The sequence below is a fragment of the Ramlibacter sp. GCM10027632 genome (assembly GCF_042675325.1).
GTDB lineage: Bacteria > Pseudomonadota > Gammaproteobacteria > Burkholderiales > Burkholderiaceae_C > Ramlibacter.
This window is the reverse complement of sequence record NZ_JBHTGW010000001.1, coordinates 398,251-421,343: the sequence shown is the minus strand read 5'-3', so window position 1 is coordinate 421,343 and position 23,093 is coordinate 398,251. Positions and strand designations below refer to the sequence as shown.

Below are 23,093 nucleotides of genomic sequence, written 5' to 3'. Positions count from 1 at the left end.
TGTCGCAGTTCGCACCCCTCGCGCCTCGCTCGCGCCCACCTCCCGCATGCAGATCGACCAGCCCCTCGCCCTCCTGGGCGGCCTCACGCCCTCGCAGTTCATGAAGCGCCACTGGCAGAAGAAGCCCCTGCTGGTGCGCGGCGCCATCCCCGGCTTCCAGGCGCTGGTGCCGCGCGAGCGCCTGTTCGAGCTGGCCGGGCAGGAGGAGGTGGAGTCGCGCCTCGTGGAGCAGCTCGGCGGCGGGCGCTGGCGCATGCGGCGCGGCCCGTTCGAGGGGCGCGGCATCCCGCCGCGCAAGCGTCCCGGCTGGACCCTGCTGGTGCAGGGCATGGACCTGCATGATGCCGGCGTGCATGCGCTGATGCAGCAGTTCCGCTTCGTGCCGGAGGCGCGGCTGGACGACCTCATGATCAGCCACGCCACCGATGGCGGCGGCGTCGGCCCCCACTTCGACAGCTACGACGTGTTCCTGCTGCAGGCCCACGGCCGCCGCCGCTGGCGCATCGGCCGCCAGGAGGACTTCACCCTGCAGGAGGGCGTGCCGCTGAAGATCCTCGCCAACTTCGAGCCCGAGGCCGAATACGTGCTGGAGCCGGGCGACATGCTGTACCTGCCTCCGCGCTACGCGCACGACGGCATCGCCGAGGGCGAGTGCCAGACCTACTCCATCGGCTTTCGCTCGCCGGCGCGCGGCGAGCTGGCGCGCGAACTGCTGCAACGCATCGCCGAGGAGGCCGCCGAGGAGGTGGGCGAGGCGATCTACCGCGACCCGCGCCAGGCCGCCACGGCGAGCCCCGGTGCCATGCCCGACGGGCTCGTCGACTTCGCGCGCGACGCGCTGGCCCGCGCGCTGCGCACGCCCGACGCTCTCGAGCGCGCCCTGGGCGAGTACCTCACCGAGCCCAAGGCGAACGTCTGGTTCGAGTCGCAGCGCGCGCCGCGCCGCCTGCGGGCAGTGCGCCTGGACGCGCGATCGCGCATGGTCTATGACGCGCGCCACATCTACCTGAATGGCGAGAGCTGGCGCGCCGGCGGGCGCGACGCCACCCTGATGCGCCGCCTGGCCGACCGCCGCGCCCTCGATGCGCGCGACCTGGCGGGCGCCAGCGAGGCGGCCATCGACCTGCTCCTGGCCTGGTGCGAAGCCGGCTGGCTGCACGAAGATGCTCGGTCGTCCGGATTGACGGCGACCAAGTAATTAAGTCTCGGGTTCGATGTGCCTATAATGTTGGGTTGAGCAGGAAGAGCTCGAGTCCTTCTTGTTCTTCAGTCCGTGGAGCGGCTGCTTCACGGGCAGTTTTCCGGAAAATTGTCCACCCCCATAAAAGGAACCTGAAATGAAGAAATCGCTCGTCCTGGCCTCCGTGATCGCCGCCTTCGCCCTGGCCGCCTGCGGCAAGAAGGAAGAGGCTCCGGCCCCGGCTCCCGCTCCCGCCGCCGCCCCGGCCGCCCCCGCTGCCGACGCCGCTGCTGGCGCCGCTTCCGCCGCCGCCGCTGCTGCCGCTTCCGCTGCTGCCCCGGCCGCCAGCGCCGCTTCCAAGTAATCGGTTCTCCGGTTCTTGAAAGAACGAAAGCCGCCCTTCGGGGCGGCTTTTTTATTGGGCGCTCAGGCCCGCAGCCACGCGCAGCCCGCGGAGGCTGTCGCCACGTGGATGTCCTGCGGCGCAGCCCCCAGGGCCTCCGCCAGCGCGGTGCGGGCGAGGTCGGGGGTGTTGTTCTTCTCGCTCAGGTGCGCTGCCACGACCTGGCGCAGGCCCCGCGCCTGCAGCGTGCGGGCCGCCTCGGCCGCCGCCGCGTTCGCCAGGTGGCCCCAGTCCCCGCCCACCCGGCGCTTGAGGAACCAGGGGTAGGGGCCGCTGGCCAGCATCTGCGCGTCATGATTGCACTCGAGCAGCAGCGAGCCGCAGCCTGCGAGGTGGGCCAGTACATGCGCGGTCACATGGCCCAGGTCGGTCAGTATGCCCAGGCGCGCGTCGCCATCGGTGCAATGCAGCTGCAGCGGCTCGCGCGCGTCGTGCGGCACGTCGAAGGGCATGACCCGCAGCGCCCCGAGGTCGATGGCCTGGCCGTCGGCGGCCACCCGCAGCAGGCCGTCGAAGTCGCGTTCGCGCAAGCCGGCATGGGTGCCGGCGCTCATGTGGACTGGCAGCCGCTCGCGCAGGGCCAGCGCCCGGGCGCAGCCGATGTGGTCGGAATGCTCGTGGGTGACGAAGATCGCGTCGAGGTCGGCGGCCGCGAGGCCGGCCTCCGCCAGGGCCCGGTCCAGCCGGCGGATGCCCAGGCCGCAGTCGACGAGCAGCCGGGTGGTGACGTTGCCACTGGTGGCCTCGACCACCGTGGCGTTGCCCGAGCTGCCGCTGCCCAGGCTCTTGAATCGAAGCACGGCGGGAGGGGGCGGCGGCCTTACTTCAGGTCGTCGGCCAGCACCTGGACGATGCGCTGGGCCGCGGGGGTGGTGACCGGCGCCCCATTGGCGTCCAGCACCGACACGGTGGTGGCCTCGCCTTGGCTGCGCACCGCGATGCGGTAGCGGGCCGGCGCGGCGGGCTTCTCCGAGCCGCTGAAGAGGCGGCTGAAGAAGCCGCGTTCCTGCTGGCGGTCGGGGTTGGGCTCGACATAGCGCACGAAGTAGGTGCCCTCGGCGCGGTTGCGGTCTTCCACGGTGAAGCCGGTGCGGTCCAGCGACAGGCCGACGCGGCGCCAGGCGCGGTCGAAGGCGTCGTCTATCTGCAGCACGGGCTGGTTGTTCACAGTGGCCACGCGGGCGGTGGCGCGCGCGGGCGCGGCCGGCGCGGTGGCCTGGGCCTGCTGCTGCGGCACGCCCAGCTTGACCATCAGGCGGCGCAGGAACTCGGTCTCCAGCTCCGGGTCGGCCGGACGGGGCTGCCACAGCGTGCCGGTGGTGTTCTGGGGGTGCGTGCCCTGGGTGACTTCCTGCAGGCCGCGGTGCGTCACGTAGACCTCGGTGCTGCCGTCGGCGGCCCGCTCGATGCGGGTGCGGAAGCGGTCACGCTCGGCGGTGGAGTACAGCGAGTCCAGCACCTTGCCGATGGTGGCGCGGATGAAGTCCTGCGGGATCTTGGCGCGGTTCTCGGCCCAGTCCGTTTCCATGATGCCCAGCTCGGGCTGGTCCTGGGTGAGGAGGAAGCCGCCCTCCTGCCAGAACTCGCGCACCAGGGGGTAGATCTGCTCGGCGGGGCGCTTGACCACGAGCCAGCGCTGGTTGCCGCTGCGCTCGATGCGCACGTCGGCGACGCTGGACACGGCAGTGGGCACGCCCAGCGGGCGGGCGGCCTGCTGCGCGGTGGCGGTGACGGCGCCGCCGGCCACCGAGTAACGGGTGTCGCGGGCGAGTTGCGTGAGGTCGGGCGGGACCTGCAGCGAGGGCGCGGTGGTCGCGCTCTTGTAGTCGATCTTGTCGCTCTGGAGGCTGGAGCAGGCGGCCAGCTGGGCGCACAGCGCCAGCAGCGCCAGACGTGCGGGGTGCTTCATGCAGCGGTTTCCTCGGGGAAAGGGCGTATTCAACCGAGCAGGCCGCTGGCGCGCAGCGCGCCCTCGACCACGGGGTGGTTGGCCGGGGTCAGCGGCGTGAGGGGCAGGCGCAAGGCGCCGCCGCACAGGCCCATGCGGGCCATGGCCCACTTCACGGGGATGGGGTTGGCCTCGCAGAACAGGTGCTTGTGCACCGGCATCAGCTGGCGCTGGATCTCCATGGCGCGGTTGCGGTCGCCGGCGATGGCGGCCACGCACAGCTCGTGCATCAGGCGAGGGGCGACGTTGGCGGTGACGCTCACGTTGCCCTGGCCGCCGCACAGCATGAGGGCGACGGCGGTGGGGTCGTCACCGGAGTAGACGGCGAAGCCCTGGGGCACATCGCGGATCAGCCACTGGGCGCGCTCGATGTTGCCGGTGGCCTCCTTGATGCCGACGATGCCGGGCACTTCGGCCAGGCGCAGCACGGTGTCGTGGGCCATGTCGGCCACGGTGCGGCCGGGGACGTTGTACAGCACGATCGGCAGGTCGCCGGTGGCTTCGGCGATGGCCTTGAAGTGCAGGTACTGGCCCTCTTGCGTGGGCTTGTTGTAGTAGGGGACGACCTGCAGCTGGCAGTCGGCGCCGACCTCGCGGGCGTACTTGGCCAGCTCGATGGCCTCGGCCGTGGAATTGGCGCCGCAGCCGGCCATGATCGGCACGCGCCTGGCGGCATGCTCGACGGAGACGCGGATGATCTCGCGGTGCTCCTCGACGCTGACCGTGGGCGACTCGCCGGTGGTGCCGACGACGCCGATGCAGTCGGTGCCTTCGGCGATGTGCCAGTCGATCAGTTTTCGCAGGCTCGCATAGTCCACGCTGCCGTCGTCGTGCATGGGGGTGGCCAGGGCCACGATGCTGCCTGTGATCTGGGTCATTTGGGGGCTCGTCTGAGGGGCTCGTGAAAGGGAACAGCGCATTCTAGCGAGGGCGGGGGGGCCGGCCGTCGCCGCGGGGAGATGACGCGTTCAGCCGGCGAGCCGCAACGGCCGGCCCAGGTCGCCAGGGCGGGGGCGCACCGCCGCCACCCGCTGCACATACCGCTCGGGCCCGGTGAGGAAACCGTCCTCGTAGCCCACCACCCGCAAGCCCTCGCAGGCCCGCAGCAGCTCCCCCGGCTGCAGCAGGAAATCCGGCCGCGAGGGCTTGCCCACCGTCTCGTTGCCGGCGGCGAAGGTCTCGTAGACCAGCACGCCGCCCTCGGCCACGCTGTGCACGATCGCGGGCAGCAGCGATCGCCACAGGTAGTTCGTCACCACCACGCCCGCGAAGCGCCGGCCCGCGAAGGGCCAGGGGCCGTTCTCGATGTCGGCCTGCAGCAGCTCGCCAGCCACCTGGGCCGCGGCCAGGGCCGCCGGGTCGCGGTCCACGCCTGTGACGGGGTGGCCCCGCCCCGCGAACCAGCGCAGGTGGCGGCCGGCGCCGCAGGCGACGTCGAGCACCGCGCCGCCCGCGGGCACGAGGTGGCTCCAGCGCTGCACCCACTCGCTGGGGGCTTCGGTTCCGTGCATGGGAGGGGAGGGGGAATCAGTTGAAACAGGCCCAGAGCTGGTCGGCCAGGGTGACCAGCAGCGCGGGCCGGGTGTAGAGCGCGAACACCGCCCCCAGCGCCGCCAGGGCGGCGGCGTAGGCCAGCAGGGTGCGCGCGCGAGGCTTCATGGTCAGGCGGCCTGGGCCTGCGTCTCTTGCCGGGGCTGGCGCGCGATGGGCGCCTCGCGCACCGGCAGGTTCACCAGCGCGGCGAAGACGCCCAGGGCGATGGCGATGTACCAGACGATGTCGTAGCTGCCGGTGCGGTCGTACAGCAGGCCGCCGAGCCACACGCCCATGAACGAGCCGAACTGGTGGCTGAGGAACACGAAGCCCCCCAGCATCGACAGGTGGGCCACGCCGAAGATCTGGGCCACGGTGGCATTGGTGGGCGGCACGGTGGACAGCCACAGCAGGCCCATCACCGCCGAGAAGATGTAGACCGACATCGGCGTCAGCGGCGCCCACAGGAACAGGGCGATGGCCACCGCGCGGCCGAAGTAGATGGTCGCCAGGATCTTGCGCTTGGCGAGCCGCTGGCCCAGCGAGCCGGCGATGTAGGTGCCGAACACGTTGAACAGGCCGATCAGCGCCAGCGCGTAGCTGGCCACCTGCGGCGTGAGGCCTTGGTCCTTCAGGTAGCTGGGCATGTGCACGCCGATGAATACCACCTGGAAGCCGCAGACGAAGTAGCCCGCGGTGAGCAGCTGGAAGCTGGGGTACTTGAAGGCCTCGCGCAGGGCCTGGCCCACGCTCTGGTCGCGCCGGGGCGCCGCGCCGCCGCGAAAGCCCGGCTCGCGCAGGCCGAAGGCCAGGGGCACCGCCAGCACCACGGCCGCGGCCAGCAGCATCAGGGCCTGTTGCCAGCCGAAGCTGGCGATCAGCAGGCCCTCGGTCGGCACCATGAGGAACTGGCCGAAGGAGCCGGCGGCGGCCGCCACGCCCATGGCCCAGGAGCGCCGGGCCGGGTCGACCTGGCGGCCGATCACGCCATAGATCACCGCGTAGGTGGTGCCCGCCTGGGCCGCGCCGATCAGGAGGCCGGTGGTGAGCGTGAAGCCCAGGACGCTGGTGCTCAGGGCCATGCCCAGGAGGCCGGCGGCGTACAGGAGGGCGCCGCCGGTGATGACGCGGAAGGCGCCGAAGCGGTCGGCCAGCATGCCCGCGAAGACGCCGAAGACGCCCCAGGCCAGGTTCTGCACCGCGAGGGCGAAGGCGAAGGTCTCGCGCGTCCAGCCCTGGGCCTGCGTGATCGGCTGCAGCCACAGGCCGAAGCCGTGGCGCACGCCCATGGACAGGGTGACGATGGCGGCGCCGCAGGCGAGCACCTGCACCATGGAAAGCTTGGGGGGGGAGGACGTCATGACCGGGCGACTGTACCCAATCGCCTCCTTCCCCGCTGTCGTGAGGGCGCCAGGTGCGTCGGGTAGACTGTGGTTCCATACAGCCCCGAGGCTGGCCCGCAACTACAATCGCCGCTCCCATGGCAAGCAGCAAACCCTCCACCGAGTATTCCGAAGGTTCGATCCGCGTGCTCAAGGGCCTGGAGCCCGTCAAGCAGCGTCCCGGCATGTACACGCGGACCGACAACCCCCTGCACATCATCCAGGAGGTGTTGGACAACGCCGCCGACGAGGCCCTGGCCGGTTACGGCAAGCGCATCAAGGTCACCCTCCATGCCGACGGCTCCGTCAGCGTGGAAGATGACGGCCGCGGCATCCCGTTCGGCCTGCACCCCGAGGAAGGGGCGCCGGTGATCGAGCTGGTGTTCACCCGCCTGCATGCCGGCGGCAAGTTCGACAAGGGCAAGGGCGGGGCCTACAGCTTCTCCGGCGGTCTGCACGGCGTCGGCGTGTCCGTGACCAACGCCCTGGCCAAGCGGCTCGAGGCGGTCTCGCACCGCGAGGGCCAGGTGGCCCGCCTGGTGTTCGAGGGCGGCGACGTCACCGAGGACCTGCAGGTGCGCAAGGCCCAGGAGGGCGACCGCCGCCAGGGCACCAGCGTGCGCGTCTGGCCCGACGCCAAGTACTTCGAGTCCTCCCAGCTGCCCCTGAACGAGCTGGCCCACCTGCTGCGAAGCAAGGCGGTGCTGATGCCGGGCGTGGCCGTCTACCTCGTGAACGATAAGACCAAGGAGACGCAAAGCTGGCAGTACAAGGGCGGCCTGCGCGACTACCTGATGCAGACCCTGCCCACCGACCCGGTGATCCCGCTGTTCGATGGCGAGGGCTATGCCGAGGACAGCGAGACCTTCGCCGAGGGCGAGGGCGCGCAGTGGTGCGTGGCCTTCACCGAGGACGGCGCGCCGGTGCGCGAGAGCTACGTCAACCTGATCCCCACGTCCGCCGGCGGCACGCATGACAGCGGCCTGCGCGACGGCCTGTTCAACGCGGTCAAGAGCTTCATCGAGCTGCACTCGCTGCTGCCCAAGGGCGTGAAGCTGATGCCCGAGGACGTCTTCGCCCGCGCCAGCTACGTGCTCTCGGCCAAGGTGCTGGACCCGCAGTTCCAGGGCCAGATCAAGGAGCGCCTGAACTCGCGCGACGCCGTGCGCCTGGTCTCCAGCTTCGTTCGCCCGGCGCTGGAGCTGTGGCTGAACCAGCACGTGGACTATGGCCGCAAGCTCGCCGAGCTCGCCATCAAGGCGGCCCAGACCCGCCAGCGCGCCGGCCAGAAGGTGGAAAAGCGCAAGGGCTCCGGGGTCGCCGTGCTCCCGGGCAAGCTGACCGACTGCGAGAGCCGCGACATCGCCCACAACGAGGTCTTCCTGGTCGAGGGAGACTCTGCCGGCGGCAGCGCCAAGATGGGCCGCGACAAGGAATGCCAGGCGGTCCTGCCCCTGCGCGGCAAGGTGCTCAATACCTGGGAGGTGGAGCGTGACCGCCTCTTCGCCAACACCGAGATCCACGACATCGCGGTGGCCATCGGCGTCGACCCGCACGGGCCGAACGACACGCCGGACCTCTCCGGCCTTCGCTACGGCAAGATCTGCATCCTGTCCGACGCGGATGTCGACGGCTCCCACATCCAGGTGCTGCTGCTCACGCTGTTCTTCCGCCACTTCCCCAAGCTGATCGAGGCCGGCCATGTCTACGTGGCCCGCCCGCCGCTGTTCCGGGTGGATGCGCCGGCGCGCGGCAAGAAGCCCGCCTCCAAGAGCTACGCGCTGGATGAGGGCGAGCTCACCGCCATCCTCGACAAGCTGCGCAAGGAAGGCGTGCGCGAAGGCGCCTGGAGCATCAGCCGCTTCAAGGGCCTGGGCGAGATGAGCGCCGAGCAGCTGTGGGAGACCACGCTCAACCCCGACACCCGCCGCCTGCTGCCGGTGGCCCTGGGCCGCTTCGACTTCGCCGGCACCGAGACCCTCATCACCAAGCTCATGGGCAAGGGCGAGGCCGCGGCCCGCCGCGAGCTGATGGAGCTGCATGGCGACGAGGTGGAGGTCGACATCTGATGCGGCCCGCCCGCGCGTGGCTCCTGGCGCTGTTGCTGGCAGCGTCGGCGGGCGCGCGCGCGGACGTCTGGGGCTTCGTCGACGCGCGCGGCGTGGCCTTCTTCGCCGGCGAGAAGCTGGACGAGCGCTACGAGCTGTTCTCGCGCGGTGACGGGCCCCTCGCGCCCGCGCCCCTGGCCTCGGCGGCCGAAGGCGCAGCGCCGGCCGCTCCCCGGCCCGCCGACGACGGCGTCGCCTCGCCGAAGCTGCTCGCCTGGCTGGCCGCCGCCCCCGGCGTGCGCCAGGCCCAGCCCCTGCTGCACGAGGCGGCCCGCGCACACAACCTCGACGTCGAGCTGCTTCAGGCCCTGGTCGCCACCGAGTCCGGCTTCGATGCGCAGGCAGTCTCGCCCAAGGGCGCCATCGGCCTGATGCAGGTGATCCCCGCCACCGCCGAGCGCTTCGGCGTGGCCGGCTCGCCGCGCCACCCGGTCGCGCGCCAGTTGCTGGACCCGCGCACCAATGTGCGGGCCGGCGCGCGCTACCTGCGCCACCTGGTGAACCTCTTTCCCGGCCGGCTCGAGCTCGCGCTGGCCGCCTACAACGCGGGCGAAGGCGCGGTGCTGCGCGCCGGCAACCGCATCCCCGACATCCGCGAGACGCGCCACTACGTGCGCACCGTGATGCAGCTGTACGCCGCGCTGAAGCCGGCGCCCGAGGCCCAGGCGTCTGCTGCGTCCACGGCGTCCACGGCGACCGCGATCACCGCCGGCACCGGCGCGCACCGCGTGCGCATGGAGCTGCCGGCCCCGGTGCCGGGCCGAGCCCGCATGCCGCCCTCGCTCGGCGCGCCGCTGGCCGCCGTGCCGTCCCTCGTGCGAACCCACATCGACTGACACTGACCTTCCCCCATGGAGCAGGACCTCATCACCCTCGCCGCCGACGGCGGCGACGACGACTCGCAACTGGACCTGGCGACCTACGCCCAGCGCGCCTACCTCGAGTACGCCCTCAGCGTGGTCAAGGGCCGCGCGCTGCCCGACGTGGCCGACGGCCAGAAGCCGGTGCAGCGGCGCATCCTCTACTCGATGGCCCGGATGGGCCTGGGCTTCTCCGGCACCGCCGGCGCCAAGCCGGTCAAGAGCGCCCGCGTGGTGGGCGACGTGCTGGGCCGCTTCCACCCGCACGGCGACCAGGCCGCCTACGACGCCCTGGTGCGCATGGCGCAGGACTTCTCCCAGCGCTACCCCCTGATCGACGGCCAGGGCAACTTCGGCTCGCGTGACGGCGACGGCGCCGCGGCCATGCGCTACACCGAGGCCCGCCTGGCCAAGATCACCAACCTGCTGCTCGACGAGATCGACGAGGGCACGGTCGATTTCAGCCCCAACTACGACGGCAGCACCCAGGAGCCGGTGCAGCTGCCCGCGCGCCTGCCGTTCACGCTGCTCAATGGCGCCAGCGGCATCGCCGTGGGCCTGGCCACCGAGATCCCCTCGCACAACCTGCGCGAGGTGGCCGACGCCTGCGTGGCCCTGATCAAGAACCCGAAGCTGTCCGACGAGGAGCTGTTCGCCGTCATCCCGGGCCCCGACTTCCCGGGCGGCGGCCAGGTCATCTCCAGCGCCTCCGACATCGCCGACGCCTACCGCAGCGGCCGCGGCTCGCTGAAGGTGCGCGCGCGCTGGAAGATCGAGGACCTCGCCCGCGGCCAGTGGCAGCTGGTGGTCAACGAGCTGCCCCCGGGCGTGAGCTCGCAGCGCGTGCTGGAGGAGATCGAGGAGATCACCAACCCCAAGGTCAAGGCCGGCAAGAAGGCGCTGACGCAGGACCAGCTGCAGCTGAAGCAGTCCATGCTCGCCGTGCTCGACGCGGTGCGCGACGAGTCCAGCAAGGACGCGCCGGTGCGCCTGGTGTTCGAGCCCAAGACCAGCCGCATCGAGCAGTCGGAATTGATCCAGGCCCTGCTGGCTCACACCAGCCTGGAGACCTCGGCCCCGGTCAACATGACCATGATCGGGCTCGACGGCAAGCCGGTGCAGAAGCCGCTGCGCCAGATCCTGGTGGAGTGGATCGAATTCCGCCAGCGCACGGTGGAGCGCCGCTCGCGGCACCGCCTGGACAAGGTGCTGGACCGCATCCACATCCTGGAGGGCCGCCAGACCGTCCTGCTCAATATCGACGAAGTCATCGCGATCATCCGCGGCGCCGACGAGCCCAAGGCCGCCCTGATCGCGCGCTTCAACCTCAGCGACCGCCAGGCCGAGGACATCCTCGAGATCCGGCTGCGCCAGCTGGCGCGCCTGGAGGCGATCAAGATCGAGCAGGAGCTCAAGGAGCTGCGCGAGGAGCAGGGCAGGCTGGAGGAGATCCTCGGCAGCCCCGCCGCGCTGCGCCGGCTGATGGTCAAGGAGATCGAGGCCGACGCCAAGACCTTCGCCGACGCCCGCCGCACCCTGATCCAGGCCGAGAAGAAGGCCGTGGCCGAAGTGAAGATCATCGACGAGCCGGTCACCGTGGTCGTCTCGCAGAAGGGGTGGGTGCGCGCGCGCCAGGGCCATGGCCATGACGCCGCGAGCTTCGCCTTCAAGGCCGGCGACGGCCTCTACGGCACCTTCGAATGCCGCACGGTCGACACGCTCCTCGTCTTCGGCAGCAACGGCCGCATCTACTCGGTGCCAGTGGCCACGCTGCCCGGCGCGCGCGGCGACGGCCAGCCGATCACCACCTTCATCGAGCTGGAGGCGGGCACGCAGGTCGTGCACTACTTCGCCGGCGCCGCCGGCGCCAGCCTGCTGCTGTCCAACAGCGCGGGCTACGGCTTCCTGGCGACGGTGGAGAACATGACCTCGCGCCAGCGCGGGGGCAAGTCCTTCATCTCCTGCGGCGAGGGCGAGTCCGTGTGCCGGCCTTCCCCGGCGCAGGTGGCGCCGGTCGCGGCCGCCACGCACGTGGCCTGCGCCTCCACCGGCGGGCGCATCCTCACCTTCGAGATCGGCGAGCTCAAGGCCCAGGCCAACGGCGGCCGCGGCCTGATGCTGATCGACCTCGAGGCCAAGGACACCCTGGCCGGCGCGGCGGCCTACACCCGCAGCGTGAAGATCTCGGGCGTGGGCCGCGGCGGCAAGGACCGCGAGGAGACGCTGGAGATCCGCTCGCTCAATAACGCCCGCGCCGGCCGCGGCCGCAAGGGCAAGGCGGCCGACCTGGGCTTCAAGCCCACGGCCATCGTGCGGGTGGAGTGAGGGCCTGGGGTCGCGGGTAACCCGCGGCCTTCGCAGCACGGCCGCGCGATGTAGGCCGCGCCGCACGGCCAGGCGCGGCCGATTCCCCGGCGGCGGCGGGCCGTTGCCGCCGAGACTGCGGGCCCCGTCTCCCGGAGTCCGCCATGAAGAAGACCCCGATCGCCGCCAGCCTGCTGGCTGGCGTCTGCCTCGTTCACGCGCAGGCGGTCCCCGCGCCCGCGCCGGCCGACGCCGCCCTGGTCGACAGCGCCTTGCAGGCCGCGCCGCCCAAGGTGGCCGCCGGCGCCACCATCGTGGCCGTGGAGAAGGACGGCCGCCTGCGCACCCTGCGCGAGGGTCGCAACGGCTTCACCTGCATGCCGGACAACCCGGCCACGCCCGGCCCGGACCCGATGTGCATGGACAGGGCGGCGATGGAGTGGGTCCAGGCCTGGATGGCCCGCAAGCCGCCGCCGGCCGGGAAGATCGGCTTCATGTACATGCTCAAGGGCGGCACCGACGCGAGCAACACCGACCCCTTCGCGCAGCAGCCCACGGCGAGCAACCACTGGGTCAGCACCGGGCCGCACGTGATGGTCGTGGGCGCAGACGCGGCGTTCTACGACCAGTACCCGAAGTCGGCGACGCCGGACACGGGCGTGCCCTACATCATGTGGCCGGGGACGCCCTGGCAGCACCTGATGATTCCGGTGCGCTGAGGCAACGCGCCACGAGGCGCGCCGGGCGCGCCAGGAGCGCGAGTGGTCAGGCCACCTCGGCGATCAGCTCGATCTCGACGCAGGCGCCCATCGGGATCTGGGCCACGCCGAAGGCGCTGCGGGCGTGGGCGCCCTTGTCGCCGAACACCTGGGCGAACAGCTCGCTGGCGCCGTTGGTGACCAGGTGCTGCTCGGTGAAGGTGGAGGTCGAATTGACCAGGCTCATCACCTTGACGATGCGGACCACCTTCTCCAGGTCGCCCACGGCGGCCTGCAGCGTGCCGAGCAGGTCGATGGCGATGGCGCGGGCGGCTTCCTTGCCCTGCTCGGTGTTCATGTCCTTGCCCAGCTGGCCGACCCAGGGCTTGCCGTCCTTCTTGGCGATGTGGCCGGAGAGGAAGACGAGGTTGCCGGTGCGCACGAAGGGCACATAGGCCGCGGCGGGCACGGCCACCGGGGGCAGGGTGATGTTCAGTTCCTGGAGCTTGGCGGCGATGGTCATGGGAATCTCTTGGAGGTCTGGAGTCGGGGGAGGGCGCGATTGTAGGAGCCGCCGGCGTCGCATCGCCGCGATCAGCCCACCGCGGCCAGGCCTTCGAGGTGGCGGGCATTGGCCTCGCAGACGCGGCGGAAGCCGCCGCTGATGCGGCGGTCGCCGGCGGCCTCGGCCCAGAACGCGCGGGCCGCCGGCAACGCCGCGGCCCAGGCCTCGCGCTCGGCCGGCAGGGGCAGCGGCGGGGCGAAGGGCGGCGTCACGACCTCGGCGGCGCGCGGCGGGGCGTAGCGCATCGGCAGCATGTCGTAGACCGGCGCCAGCCGCAGGCCGGGGAGGAAGGCGAGGTTGCCGTCATGCATGTCGCTGTTGGCGATCAGCTGGCCGAACTGCCAGGCGTGCTCGATCGCCTCGCGCGTGCCGGCATCGATCCAGCCCCGCGCCTGCAGGGCCCGCGCGCCCGTCACCCAGGCCGGCGCGGGCAGCCCGAGCAGGCCGGCATTGAGCGCGGACCAGGCGCACTGCGGCGAGCCAGCCGCGCAAGGCCGGCTCGCCCAGCACGTAGCAGCCGGGCGCGTCGCCGCCGACCAGGCTCAGGGCGTGCAGGGTGTCGTCCTCGGACCACTGCGCGGGGTCCGCCGGCAACTGCAGCAGGGGCGCATGCTGGCGCGCGAAGTGGCGGCCCAGGAAGCCTTGCGGGCGCAGGTCGTCCAGCAGGTACGGCAGGCCGTCGAACCAGCCGTCCGCCATGTCGGCGTCGAGCGGCCAGGGGCAGGGCTCGCGCCAGTCCACCGCGCAGCCCCCAGGATGCAGGGGCGACAGCGTCGCGGCTTCGTGCGCCTGGCCGGACTCGTCGATGCGGTAGACCGGCAGCGAGGCCCAGTCTCCCCGCAGCGCGCGGCGGGCCGCGTAGGCGCTGCGGCGGGCGCGGCCCAGGGCGACCACCTGCGGGCCCAGGGCCCGCACGGCCCGCATCAGCGTGGGGCGGCTGACCCCCAGGCGCGAGACCAGTTCACCCGCGGGCTGGCGGCCCCAGGTGCGCAGGATGTGGAGCAGCTGGTCGTGCGTGGGCATGAAACGACTCGCGCTGCCTCAGGCCGGCGCCACCGTCACCGCCACCTTCAGCTGGTGGTTCGCGCCGCCGTGGATGACCCCGCGCACGGGCGAGACGTCGGCATAGTCGCGGCCGATGGCGAGGACGACATAGTCCTCGCCCGGGGCGCGGTCGTTCGTGGGGTCGAGGTCGGCCCAGGTGCCGGGCTCGCCGCCCTCGCCGGGCAGCCAGACCGAGGCCCAGGCGTGCGAGGCGTCGGCGCCCACCAGCCGGGGCTGGCCCGGCGGCGGCTCGGTGAGCAGGTAGCCGCTGACGTAGCGCGCCGGCAGGCCCAGGCTGCGCAGGCAGCCGATCATCACGTGCGCGAAGTCCTGGCACACGCCCTGGCGCAGGGCCAGGGACTGCAGCGCCGGTGTGCTGGCGTCGGTGGCCTGCGAGTGGTACTCGAACTCCCGGTGGATGCGCGCCATCAGCTCGCGCGCCGCCGCCAGCAGCGGGCGGCCGGGCGTGAAGCTGGGCTGCGCATAGGCCATGAAGTCCTCGTGCCGCGGCACGTAGGGCGAGGCGAAGGCGAACTCGCTGGCGGGGTCGAACCGCGCGTCCCGGTGGTAGCGCATGCGCTCGCGCGCGTCCTCCCAGGGGATGGTGCTGGCCGGCTCGGGCGGCGGCGCGGTGTCGACCAGGCTGTCGGCCACCACCCGCAGCCGCTCATGGCTGGACGCCAGGCTGAAGAAGGTGCGGGTGTTGCCCCAGGCGTCGGGCACCTCGCGCAGCTGCGCGGGCTGCGGCGTGACGGACAGGCGATGGCGCAGCACCTTCTGGTGCGGCGTCTGCCGCGGCTTGAGGTGGGCCAGGTGCTGCGCGGTCTTCACCGCGGGCGCGTAGTCGTAGGTGGTTTCGTGGACGACCTGCAGCAGCATCGGGATGTCGGTGCGAAGTGGCTCAGGCGCCCACCGTCTGGCGGGCGTCCTCGGAGTGGGCGAAGTAGCGGGCGGTGAGGTCGTCGCTCAGGCGCAGCGCACCGTCCACGCACTGCTGCAGGAGCGCCAGCAGGCGCGCCGGGCGGCCGTCGGCGTCACGCTCGCACAGGGCCTGCAGCGTCCACGACTGCGGGTCGGGCAGCACCTCGGCCAGGCCGGCCGCACCCTCGTCGATGCGGGCGAGGCGGCCACGCAGGGTCTGCGTGACCCAGCCCAGCGAGCGCGGGTTGTCGCGGTCCAGGACCAGCAGGTCCAGCAGCGCCGGGATGTCGTGCCGCTTCTGGTACAGGGCCTGGAAGGTGATGGTGCTGTCGAACAGCGCCAGCAGCGCCTCGAAGCCGGCCTCGTCGGTCACCGCGCCGGTCTCGAAGCCCTCGGACAGGGCCGAGGCCAGGAAGGCCAGGCGCTCCAGGTGGCGGCCGGTGGACAGCAGGCGCCAGCCGTTGTCGCGGGTCATGCGGTCGGTCTGCGCGCCGGTCATGGCGGCCATGTGGCCGGACAGCTGCTCCAGCACCCGCACCGCCTCGACCGGCGCGTACTCGCCATGCCGGGTGCACTGCCCGCACCCGCGCAGGAACTCCTGCTCGGCGCGCACGATGAGGTTCCACTGCTCCAGCGAGAGGCGCTCGCGCACCGCCGAGGCGGCCGAGCGGATGCCGCCCAGGTTGAAGCCCACGCTGGTGGCCTTGCGGGTGTCGGCCAGCGCCGCGATCAGCGAGCGCTCGAACACCCGGCGCGACTGCGTGGCCGGCGGCACGCCGGGCAGGAGCAGGGCGTTGCCGGCGGCCATCGCGCTGACCCAGGCGAGCAGGGGCTGCGAGTCCTGGTCCTCGCCGCCGAGGGCGTCCAGCGCGAGGCGGGCCAGGCGCGCGGTGTTCTCGGTGCGCTCGGTGTAGCGCCCCAGCCAGAAGAGGTTCTCGGCGGCGCGACTGGTGACCACGCGGCTGCGGTGGGCCACGGCGGCGGCCGCGTCGGTGCTGGCCTGCGGCAGCAGGGTGGTGCGGTCCACCTCGCCGTCGGTCATGACCCAGGTGTCGGCGCTGCTGCCGCCGCGTTGCATGGAGGCGGTCTCCTGCGTGGCGCCGGCCAGGCGGGTCAGGCCGCCGGGCAGCACCCGCCAGCCGCCCGCGCCGTCGGGCACGGCGAAGACCCGCAGCAGCAGCGAGCGCGGCGCCAGCCGCTCGCCGTCCCAGGTGGGCATCTGCGACAGCGGCAGGTAGGCCTGCACGGTGTGGTCGTCCGGGTTGCGCAGGATGCGGCCGGCCCATTCGTCGAGCGCGCGCCGCGGCAGCGTGTGCCCCAGCACCGCGCCCGCGCCCGGCGCGGTGTAGGTGGGCTTGATGACGCTCTTGCCCAGTTGCGGCAGCACCGCCTCCATCGCCGCGCGCTCGCCGCACCACCAGGTGTGCAGCGAGGGCAGCTGCAGCTCCTCGCCGAGCAGGTGCTTCGACAGCGCGGGCAGGAAGCCGAGCAGGGCGGTGGACTCGAGGAGGGCCGAGCCGGGCTGGTTGGCCACCAGCACGTTGCCCGCGCGGATCGCCTGCAGCAGGCCGGGCACGCCCAGGCGCGAGTCGGCGCGCAGTTCCAGCGGGTCGAGGAATTCGTCGTCCAGGCGCTTGAGGATGCCGTGCACCGGCTCCAGCCCGCCCAGGGTCTTGAGGTACAGGCGCTCGCCGCGCACGGTGAGGTCGCTGCCCTCCACCAGGGTCAGGCCCAGGTAGCGCGCCAGGAAGGCGTGCTCGAAGTAGGTCTCGTTCCAGGGGCCGGGCGTGAGCAGCACGATGCGCGGCTCCTCGCCGCCGGCGCGGTCGCAGGGGCTCAGGGTGCGCAGGCTGTCGGCCAGGGCGCCGTAGCTGGCGGCCAGGCGCTGCACGCGCAGGTCGGCGAAGGCCTCGGGAAACAGGCGCGAGATGACCAGCCGGTTCTCCAGCAGGTAGCCCAGGCCCGAGGGCGCCTGCGTGCTTTGCGAGACCACCCACCAGCGGCCCTCGGCGTCGCGCGCGAGGTCGAAGGCGGCGATGTGCAGGTGCCGCCCGCCGGCGGGCGTGGCGCCCTGCATCGGTCGCAGGTAGCCGGGGTGGCCGTGCACCAGGGCCGGGGGCAGCAGGTTGCCTGCCACCAGGCGCTGCGGGCCGTAGACGTCGGCCATCACCTGCTCGAGCAGGCGCATGCGTTGCAGCACGCCGGTCTCGATGCGGCGCCAGCTCTCGGGCGTGAGGATCAGGGGGAACAGGTCCAGCGACCAGGGACGCTGCGGGCCGTTGGCGTCGGCGTAGACGTTGTAGGTGACGCCGTTGTCCCGCACCTGGCGCGCCAGGTTGAGGGTGCGCCGGTCCAGGTCGGCGAAGCCCTCGGCGCCGAGGTGCTCGAAGAAGCGGCTCCAGGCGCGCGTGGGCAGGTCGGTGGCGGCCGGCGAACTGCGCCCGCGCAGTTCGTCGAAGCGGCCGGGGGCCGCGGGCTGCGCCAGGGTCGCCGCCAGGGCGGCCGGGGCCTCGTGCGCATCGCCGTCGAAAAGGGAGTCGTTGGTGCCTTCCACGTCGGTCGGGATTGTGACAGGCGCGGCGTCGTGTCAGTCGTAGCTGAGGGTGTAGACCAGGTCCACGCCCGCGCGGTCGCCGGCCTCGGCGCGCAGGGTGAGGTGGCGGGTCAGGTCGTAGAACACGTAGAGCGTGCCCAGGGCGCCGCCCAGGCTGCGCTCGTACGCCGCATAGAAGTTGCGGGCGAAGCGCTTGCCCAGGGTGATGGCCGCGCCGCTGCTGCCCTCGCGGCGCACCGAGAGCTCGTCCAGCCCCAGGCGGGTGGCGATGCCGCCGCCCGCGCCGGTGCGCTGCGCCAGCAGGCCCAGGGCGGCCTGCTGCACCAGCGCCGCCTCGGCCCCGCCGGCCGGCGCCGCCCGCCCCAGCACCAGCCAGGACAGCTTCTCGCCCTCGGGCAGGTCGGGCTCGGCATACAGGCGCACCGTGGGCGACTGCGCCCGGCCGGTGACCAGCACGCCCACCTTCTGCACCAGGTTGGGCCGCACCGCGAGCAGGTCCAGCGCCGGGTTGTCGGGGGCGCCGGTGAAGCGCAGCACGCCGCGCTCGATCGCCAGGGTCTGGCCGTAGGCCTGGTACTCGCCCTCGAGCACCTGCACCGTGCCCGCCAGGCGCGGCTGCGCCAGCGACTCGCCGCTGACGGTGACCTCGCCGCCCAGGCGCACCGCGGCGCCCAGGCCCTGGAGGCGGAAGTCGCCGCCCAGGTCGATGTCCACCCCCAGCCGCAGGGCCCGGGCCGGGGCCGCGGGCCGGGCCTGCGCGCCGAGCTGCACGCCGGCGGGCAGGTTGCGGACCACCACGTCGCTGCCCAGGGCCGGCGCGCCGCGATCGGGCAGGGTGATGCGGGCGCGGTCCACCCGCAGCCGGCCGGCGAGGGCGGCCTCGCGCCCGTCGAGCGAGCCGGTGAGGGTGCCGGAGACGGTGAGCTGGCGGTCGGTGCGCACGCTGGCGCGCAGCTGCTCGAGGCGGGCCTCCAGCCGCAGCGCCGGCGCGCCGGCCTGCCAGCGGCCCTCGCCGCTGGCGCGCAGGGTGCCGCCGCCGGCGGGGCCCTGGAGCAGGAGCTCGTCGACCACCAGCCGGGTGTCGTCCAGGCGCGCGCGCAGCCGGCCGCCCTCCAGCGCGACGCCGTCGACCACCGAGCGCAGGCCCAGGTCGTCGGCCGAGAGCGGGCCCTGCAGGCGCGGCTGCCCGCGCGTGCCGGAGAGGGCGAGGTCGGCGGCGAGGGAGCCGCGCAGGCGCCGGCCGGGCGGGGCCAGCACCGACCAGGCGCCCATGCGGGGCAGCCGGGCCTGCAGGCGGCCGGTGAGCGGCGCCTCCTGCGGCCAGGTCCAGCCGGCGGCGCCGCCAGGGGCCAGGCGGGTGGCCAGGTCGGCCTGCAGCGCGCCGGCGCGCTCGCTGTCCCAGCGCGCGGCCAGGCGCACGGCCTCGCCCTGGCTGTCCAGGGTCAGGCGGGCCTCGCGCACGCCGGCGGTCACGCGCGCGGGCGTGCCCTCGGCGGTCTCCGCCAGCAGGGTGACGTCGCCGCTGGCGCGGGCCAGCTCGGCGCGCAGGCGCAGGGCCTGCGCGAGGTGCAGGTCCCAGCGGCCGTCGAGCAGGAGGTCGCCGGCGGGCGGGGCCATGCCCGCCAGGGCGCTCCACGACAGCGGCAGGCCGGTGACGCGCCCGGCGGTGTGCAGCTCGCCGCCGCCCCAGCGCGCGGGCTCCCAGGCCACCAGCGCCTGCGTCGGGCCGGCGCCGCCCAGGGGCGGGGCGGTGAGCGTGGCCTGGCCGGCGCCGACGGCGAGGCGGCCGTCCGCGAACTGGAGGGTGACGGGCTGGCGGGCCTGCAGCTGCCACTCGCCCGCGGTGCGGGCGGGGTCGGCGGCGGCGAGGTGGAAGGTGTCGATGCGGCCTTGCCAGGCGCTGCCCGCGCGGGTGCCGGTGGCGGACAGGGCGAGGCGGGCGCGGCGCGGCCCCTGCGCCGCCCGGGCCTGCAGGCGTGCCTCCAGGGCGGGGGCGTTCCAGCCGCCGCGCCAGCCCAGGTCCAGGCTGGCGTCGCCGCTGGCCAGGGCCCAGCCCGGGACCGCCACGCCGGGCAGGCGGGCCAGCCAGGCCTGGGCCGCGGCAAGCTGGGGCACGCGCAGCGTGAGCTGGCCGGCGCCCCGGTCCGGCGCGAGGCGGCCCTCGGCCTGGGCGGACAGGCCCGGCGCCTCCAGCCGCAGGCGGCCTTCGCCGGCGCGCGCAGCGGGCTGCAGGTCCAGCGCGCCTTCGAGCACGGCGTCGGCGGCGCGAACGCGCAGGCGCGGCAGGGCCAGGCGCTGGCCATCCCAGCGGCCCTGGGCGTGGAGGGTTTCGAGCGACAGGGCGGCACTGGCAGCTGGCACCGGGGCAGGGACCGGGCCCGGGGCCGGGCGAGGCGCGGCAGCGGAGGCTGCGGATGCGGATGCGGATGCGGATGCGGATGCGGATGCGGATGCGGAGGCAGAGGCAGAGGCAGAGGCAGAGGCAGAGGTCCGGCGCGCGCCGCGCAGGTCGGCCTCGAAGTCGATCGCGCGGGCGTCCCCTTGCGCCGTCAGGCTGCCGGAGAGGGGGTGCGAGGCGAGCGCGCCGTGCAGGGCGGCCGGGTCCACGCCGGCGACCTCGGCCTGCGCGCGCCAGCGGCCGGGGCCGGTCCAGGCGCCCTCGCCGCGGGCGGTGCCGCCCCCCAGGTCGGCCTGCAGGCTGCGTACCAGCAAGGTGCCCGCCCGCCACTCGCCCCGGGCCTGCAGGCGCGAGACGGGCAGCGCCCTGCGGTCCCAGGGGCCCGGGCGGGCGTTGGCCAGCTCGGTGTCCAGGGCCCAGCCCGCGCCGGCCGGGGCGAGGTCGAGGCGGCCGCCCAGCGCAGTGCCCGGCGCCTGCGGCCACAGGGCCGCCAGGTCGATGTTGCGCAGCCGGGCGCGGGCCTGCGGCAGGGCGGGGGACTGCCACGGCGCCAGCGTCGCCTCCAGGTCGGCGGCGGGGGCGGCGTCGCCGGCCTCGCGCGCACGCAGGCGGGCCTGCAGCTCGAGCCGCGCGAGCGGGCCGCGGGCCTCGGCGTCCAGGGCCAGGGCCTGCGGCCGGCCCCCGGGCGGCGCGGCCTCGACCTGGCCCTCCAGGCGCAGCTGCAGCGGCAGCGGCGCGGTGTCGCCCAGCGTGGCCTCGCCGCTGTAGCGGCCCCGGGCGACGAGGACCTGGCGCAACTTGGCCAGGTGCCGCCCGCCGGCGTAGCGGTAGTGGCCGGCGAGGTCCCGCGTCTCGAAGGCGGGCGGGCCGTGCCAGCGCAGGCGGCCGAGGTGGATGTCGTCGATGGTGACGGCCAGGGGCAGCTTCAGGTCGGCCGGCGGCGCCGGGGCGGCGGCGGGACGCTCGTCGCGCACCTCCAGCAGCGCGACGCGCAGGCGGGCCAGGTGCAGCCGGCGCTCGCGCAGCAGGTCCAGCGGGGACCAGGCGAGGTCCACGCCCTCGGCCTGCACCTGCAGGCCGTCCTGCGACCACTGCAGCCGCCGCGCGCGCAGGCCCTCGCGCAGCGAGCCCTCGAGCCCCTCGGCCTGCAGCCCCAGGGGCTGGGCCCAGCGGGCCCAGGCCCAGGCCAGCGAGCCGGGCGTGCCGGACCACCACCACAGCGCCCCGGCGGCGATGGCGAGCAGGGCCGCCAGCGCCAGCAGGGCGTCGTGCAGCCGCCGCAGCCCGCGCAGCACGCTCAAAACACCACCCCCACGCTCAGGTGCAGGCGCGGGCGGCGGGTGCGCGAGGCCCAGGCGATGTCGGCGCGCAGCGGCCCCACCGGGCTGGCGTAGCGCACGCCGGTGCCCAGGCCGTAGGCCAGGTCGGCAAGCCGGCCGGCGCGGTCGCCCACCGAGCCGGCGTCCAGGAACAGGGTGTGCTCCCAGGGCGTCGCCTCGCCGTCCCTGCGCACCGGGCGCTGCCACTCGACGCTGCCGACCGCGAGGTAGCGGCCGGCGCTCACCGTGCCGCCGGCGCGCTCGACGCCGATGTCCCGGTAGCCGTAGCCGCGCACCGTGGTGTCGCCGCCGGTGCGGAACAACTGGGTCGAGGGCACGCGGGCGTCGCCGCGCGTGAGCACCGCGCCGCCCTCGGCGCGCAGCTGCAGCCGGCCCGTGGGCAGCGGCAGCAGCCACAGGCCGCGGGCCACCGTGCGCTGGAACGGGATGTTGCGTCCCGCCAGGGTGACGCCGCCGCCCAGCTCCAGGCCCACGCCGAAGCCGCGGGTGGGCTGCACGCGCTGGTCGAACCAGCGGCCGGTCCAGGCCAGGCCGGCGGTGAGGGCGGTGCCGTCGCCGGCTTCCTGGTCGACGATGCCCGCGATGTCGTGCACCGTGGCCCGGTCGAACTGGGCGAAGACATTACGCTCGATGCGGTCACCCGCCTCGCTGCGGCCCACGCGCAGGCGCTGCGCGAGGGTGACCTGGGTGTCGTCCTCCTGCCGCTCGGCCCGGGCCAGCACGCCCCAGCGCCAGCCGGCGGCGTCGGGGATGTCGGTCCACTCCGTCTCGGCGGACCGGGCGCGCCGTTCCAGCTGCACGCGGGTGGCGGCGCGCCAGCCGAGGCCGGGCACGCGGTTGTGCCGGTGCTCCAGCGACAGGCGCGGGCCGCGGTCGGTGGTCAGGCCCAGGCCCAGCACCACCCGCTGCATCGGCGCCTCGCGCAGCTGCACCTGCACCGGCGCGGCGCGCGGGTCGCTGTCCGGGTCCACGTAGAGGAAGGCCGAGTCGAAGTAGCCGCTGCCGGCCAGCCGCAGCTGGGCCTGCACGAGTTCGTCCTGGTCGTAGTCGGCGCCTTCCCTCAGGCGCGCCAGGCGGGGGACGATGCGCGGGTCGTAGCGCTCCAGGCCGGTGACCTGCAGCGGGCCGAGGGAAAAGCGCGGGCCGGAGTCCAGGCGCAGGCCGAGGCGGGCGCGCGAGGCGGCGGCGTCCACGTCGGCCTCGCCGTGGGCGATGCGCGCACGCAGGTAGCGGCGCGCGGTGAGGGCTCGGGTGGCCTGGGCCTTGGCCTCGTCCCAGGCCTCCTGCGTGAAGCGCTCGCCGGGGCGCAGGCGCCAGCCGGCGCGCAGGTCCTCGCGCTGGGCGACGGCGCCCGGCTCGATGGTGGCGGCGATGTCGCCCTCGAAGGCGATGGCCACCGCCTCGACCCGCGTGGCCTCGCCGGGCTCGACGCGGATCGTCACGCGCGGCGGGCGGGCGGCGGCGTCGGTGGCCAGCGAGAGCGAGGGCGCGAAGTAGCCCTGCGTCGCCAGGAGCTCGCGCGCCTCGCGCTCGGCCAGTACCAGCAGGCGGGCGAGTTCGGCCTCGTCCAGGTCGCTGACCTCGCGGTAGCGGCCCAGGGCCAGGTGCCGCGCGAGCAGCTCGCGCACCGGCGCGGGGGCGCTGATCTCCAGCGTGAACGCGGGGACGGGCGCCGGCGCCCCGGCCTGCGCCCGGGCCTCGCCGGCCGCCAGGGCGGCGGCGAGCACCAGGCCTGAGAGGCCTGACAGGCCTGCGCGGCCCGCGAAGCCCGCGAGGCGGGCGAGGCGGGCGAGGCGGGCGAGGCAGTGGAAGCGGTGGCGGACGGGTCGGGGCATCAGGTCAGCATCGCAGGGCC

At 74.1% G+C, this 23,093-nt stretch carries 19 protein-coding genes; 6 read left to right on the top strand and 13 right to left on the bottom strand.

Going from position 1 to position 23,093, the window contains the following annotated elements; all coding sequences use genetic code 11:
- The first annotated feature begins 46 nt into the window (after positions 1-46).
- Together ACFQZY_RS01845 and ACFQZY_RS01840 are read left to right on the top strand one after the other, a co-directional pair.
- Positions 47-1,198, top strand: a complete 1,152-nt coding sequence (locus ACFQZY_RS01845; RefSeq protein ID WP_377411871.1) for a JmjC domain-containing protein — start codon at positions 47-49, stop codon at positions 1,196-1,198.
- A 139-nt stretch (positions 1,199-1,337) separates the two neighbouring features.
- Positions 1,338-1,544: a hypothetical protein gene (locus tag ACFQZY_RS01840; RefSeq protein ID WP_377411868.1), complete on the top strand. Its 207-nt coding sequence runs from the start codon at positions 1,338-1,340 to the stop codon at positions 1,542-1,544.
- Positions 1,545-1,606: 62 nt separating this feature from the next.
- Here ACFQZY_RS01840 and ACFQZY_RS01835 read toward each other — a convergent pair whose 3' ends face one another.
- The 6 genes from ACFQZY_RS01835 to ACFQZY_RS01810 all read right to left on the bottom strand — a co-directional run bounded on the left by ACFQZY_RS01835 (position 1,607) and on the right by ACFQZY_RS01810 (position 6,425).
- Positions 1,607-2,383 (bottom strand): MBL fold metallo-hydrolase, encoded by a 777-nt coding sequence (locus tag ACFQZY_RS01835; RefSeq protein WP_377411866.1) that lies wholly within the window; start codon positions 2,381-2,383, stop codon positions 1,607-1,609.
- A gap of 20 nt (positions 2,384-2,403) precedes the next feature.
- Positions 2,404-3,492, bottom strand: coding sequence for an outer membrane protein assembly factor BamC (gene bamC / locus ACFQZY_RS01830; RefSeq protein WP_377411863.1), 1,089 nt, complete (start codon positions 3,490-3,492; stop codon positions 2,404-2,406).
- A 29-nt stretch (positions 3,493-3,521) separates the two neighbouring features.
- Positions 3,522-4,409 (bottom strand): 4-hydroxy-tetrahydrodipicolinate synthase, encoded by an 888-nt coding sequence (dapA, locus tag ACFQZY_RS01825; RefSeq protein ID WP_377411861.1) that lies wholly within the window; start codon positions 4,407-4,409, stop codon positions 3,522-3,524.
- 90 nt (positions 4,410-4,499) lie between these two features.
- Complete coding sequence (locus ACFQZY_RS01820) at positions 4,500-5,042, bottom strand: class I SAM-dependent methyltransferase (RefSeq protein WP_377411858.1); 543 nt, start codon at positions 5,040-5,042, stop codon at positions 4,500-4,502.
- A gap of 16 nt (positions 5,043-5,058) precedes the next feature.
- Positions 5,059-5,190 carry a hypothetical protein gene (locus ACFQZY_RS01815; protein WP_377411856.1) on the bottom strand — a complete coding sequence of 44 codons (132 nt, stop codon included), beginning with the start codon at positions 5,188-5,190 and terminating at the stop codon, positions 5,059-5,061.
- A 2-nt stretch (positions 5,191-5,192) separates the two neighbouring features.
- Entirely contained in the window at positions 5,193-6,425 is a 1,233-nt protein-coding gene (locus ACFQZY_RS01810; protein WP_377411853.1) for an MFS transporter, read from the bottom strand.
- Positions 6,426-6,544: 119 nt separating this feature from the next.
- Between ACFQZY_RS01810 and ACFQZY_RS01805 the strand changes: the two genes are divergently transcribed.
- The 4 genes from ACFQZY_RS01805 to ACFQZY_RS01790 all read left to right on the top strand — a co-directional run bounded on the left by ACFQZY_RS01805 (position 6,545) and on the right by ACFQZY_RS01790 (position 12,437).
- Positions 6,545-8,515 (top strand): DNA topoisomerase IV subunit B, encoded by a 1,971-nt coding sequence (locus ACFQZY_RS01805; RefSeq protein ID WP_377411851.1) that lies wholly within the window; start codon positions 6,545-6,547, stop codon positions 8,513-8,515.
- Entirely contained in the window at positions 8,515-9,390 is an 876-nt protein-coding gene (locus ACFQZY_RS01800) for a lytic transglycosylase domain-containing protein (RefSeq protein WP_377411849.1), read from the top strand. Before ACFQZY_RS01805 ends, ACFQZY_RS01800 begins: the two co-directional genes overlap by 1 nt.
- Positions 9,391-9,405: 15 nt before the next feature.
- Positions 9,406-11,739, top strand: a complete 2,334-nt coding sequence (gene parC, locus ACFQZY_RS01795) for a DNA topoisomerase IV subunit A (RefSeq protein ID WP_377411847.1) — start codon at positions 9,406-9,408, stop codon at positions 11,737-11,739.
- Positions 11,740-11,882: 143 nt separating this feature from the next.
- Positions 11,883-12,437: a hypothetical protein gene (locus ACFQZY_RS01790; RefSeq protein WP_377411845.1), complete on the top strand. Its 555-nt coding sequence runs from the start codon at positions 11,883-11,885 to the stop codon at positions 12,435-12,437.
- A 46-nt stretch (positions 12,438-12,483) separates the two neighbouring features.
- Here ACFQZY_RS01790 and ACFQZY_RS01785 read toward each other — a convergent pair whose 3' ends face one another.
- From ACFQZY_RS01785 to ACFQZY_RS01755, 7 genes are all read right to left on the bottom strand, one after another.
- Positions 12,484-12,939 (bottom strand): RidA family protein, encoded by a 456-nt coding sequence (locus tag ACFQZY_RS01785; RefSeq protein WP_377411843.1) that lies wholly within the window; start codon positions 12,937-12,939, stop codon positions 12,484-12,486.
- Between the two features lie 71 nt (positions 12,940-13,010).
- A complete protein-coding gene (locus ACFQZY_RS01780) occupies positions 13,011-13,292 on the bottom strand; it encodes a hypothetical protein (RefSeq protein ID WP_377411841.1) in 282 nt (93 codons plus the stop codon).
- Positions 13,285-14,004: a hypothetical protein gene (locus tag ACFQZY_RS01775; RefSeq protein WP_377411839.1), complete on the bottom strand. Its 720-nt coding sequence runs from the start codon at positions 14,002-14,004 to the stop codon at positions 13,285-13,287. The genes ACFQZY_RS01780 and ACFQZY_RS01775 overlap by 8 nt, the downstream gene beginning before the upstream one ends.
- Before the next feature lie 18 nt (positions 14,005-14,022).
- The gene (locus tag ACFQZY_RS01770; protein WP_377411837.1) at positions 14,023-14,904 is read right to left on the bottom strand and encodes a transglutaminase N-terminal domain-containing protein; all 882 of its coding nucleotides are present in this window, start codon (positions 14,902-14,904) and stop codon (positions 14,023-14,025) included.
- A gap of 22 nt (positions 14,905-14,926) precedes the next feature.
- Positions 14,927-17,500, bottom strand: coding sequence for a circularly permuted type 2 ATP-grasp protein (locus ACFQZY_RS01765; protein WP_377411835.1), 2,574 nt, complete (start codon positions 17,498-17,500; stop codon positions 14,927-14,929).
- 33 nt (positions 17,501-17,533) lie between these two features.
- Positions 17,534-21,193 (bottom strand): translocation/assembly module TamB domain-containing protein, encoded by a 3,660-nt coding sequence (locus tag ACFQZY_RS01760; protein ID WP_377412616.1) that lies wholly within the window; start codon positions 21,191-21,193, stop codon positions 17,534-17,536.
- 2 nt (positions 21,194-21,195) lie between these two features.
- Positions 21,196-23,073, bottom strand: coding sequence for an autotransporter assembly complex family protein (locus ACFQZY_RS01755; RefSeq protein ID WP_377411833.1), 1,878 nt, complete (start codon positions 23,071-23,073; stop codon positions 21,196-21,198).
- Positions 23,074-23,093: the final 20 nt, after the last annotated feature.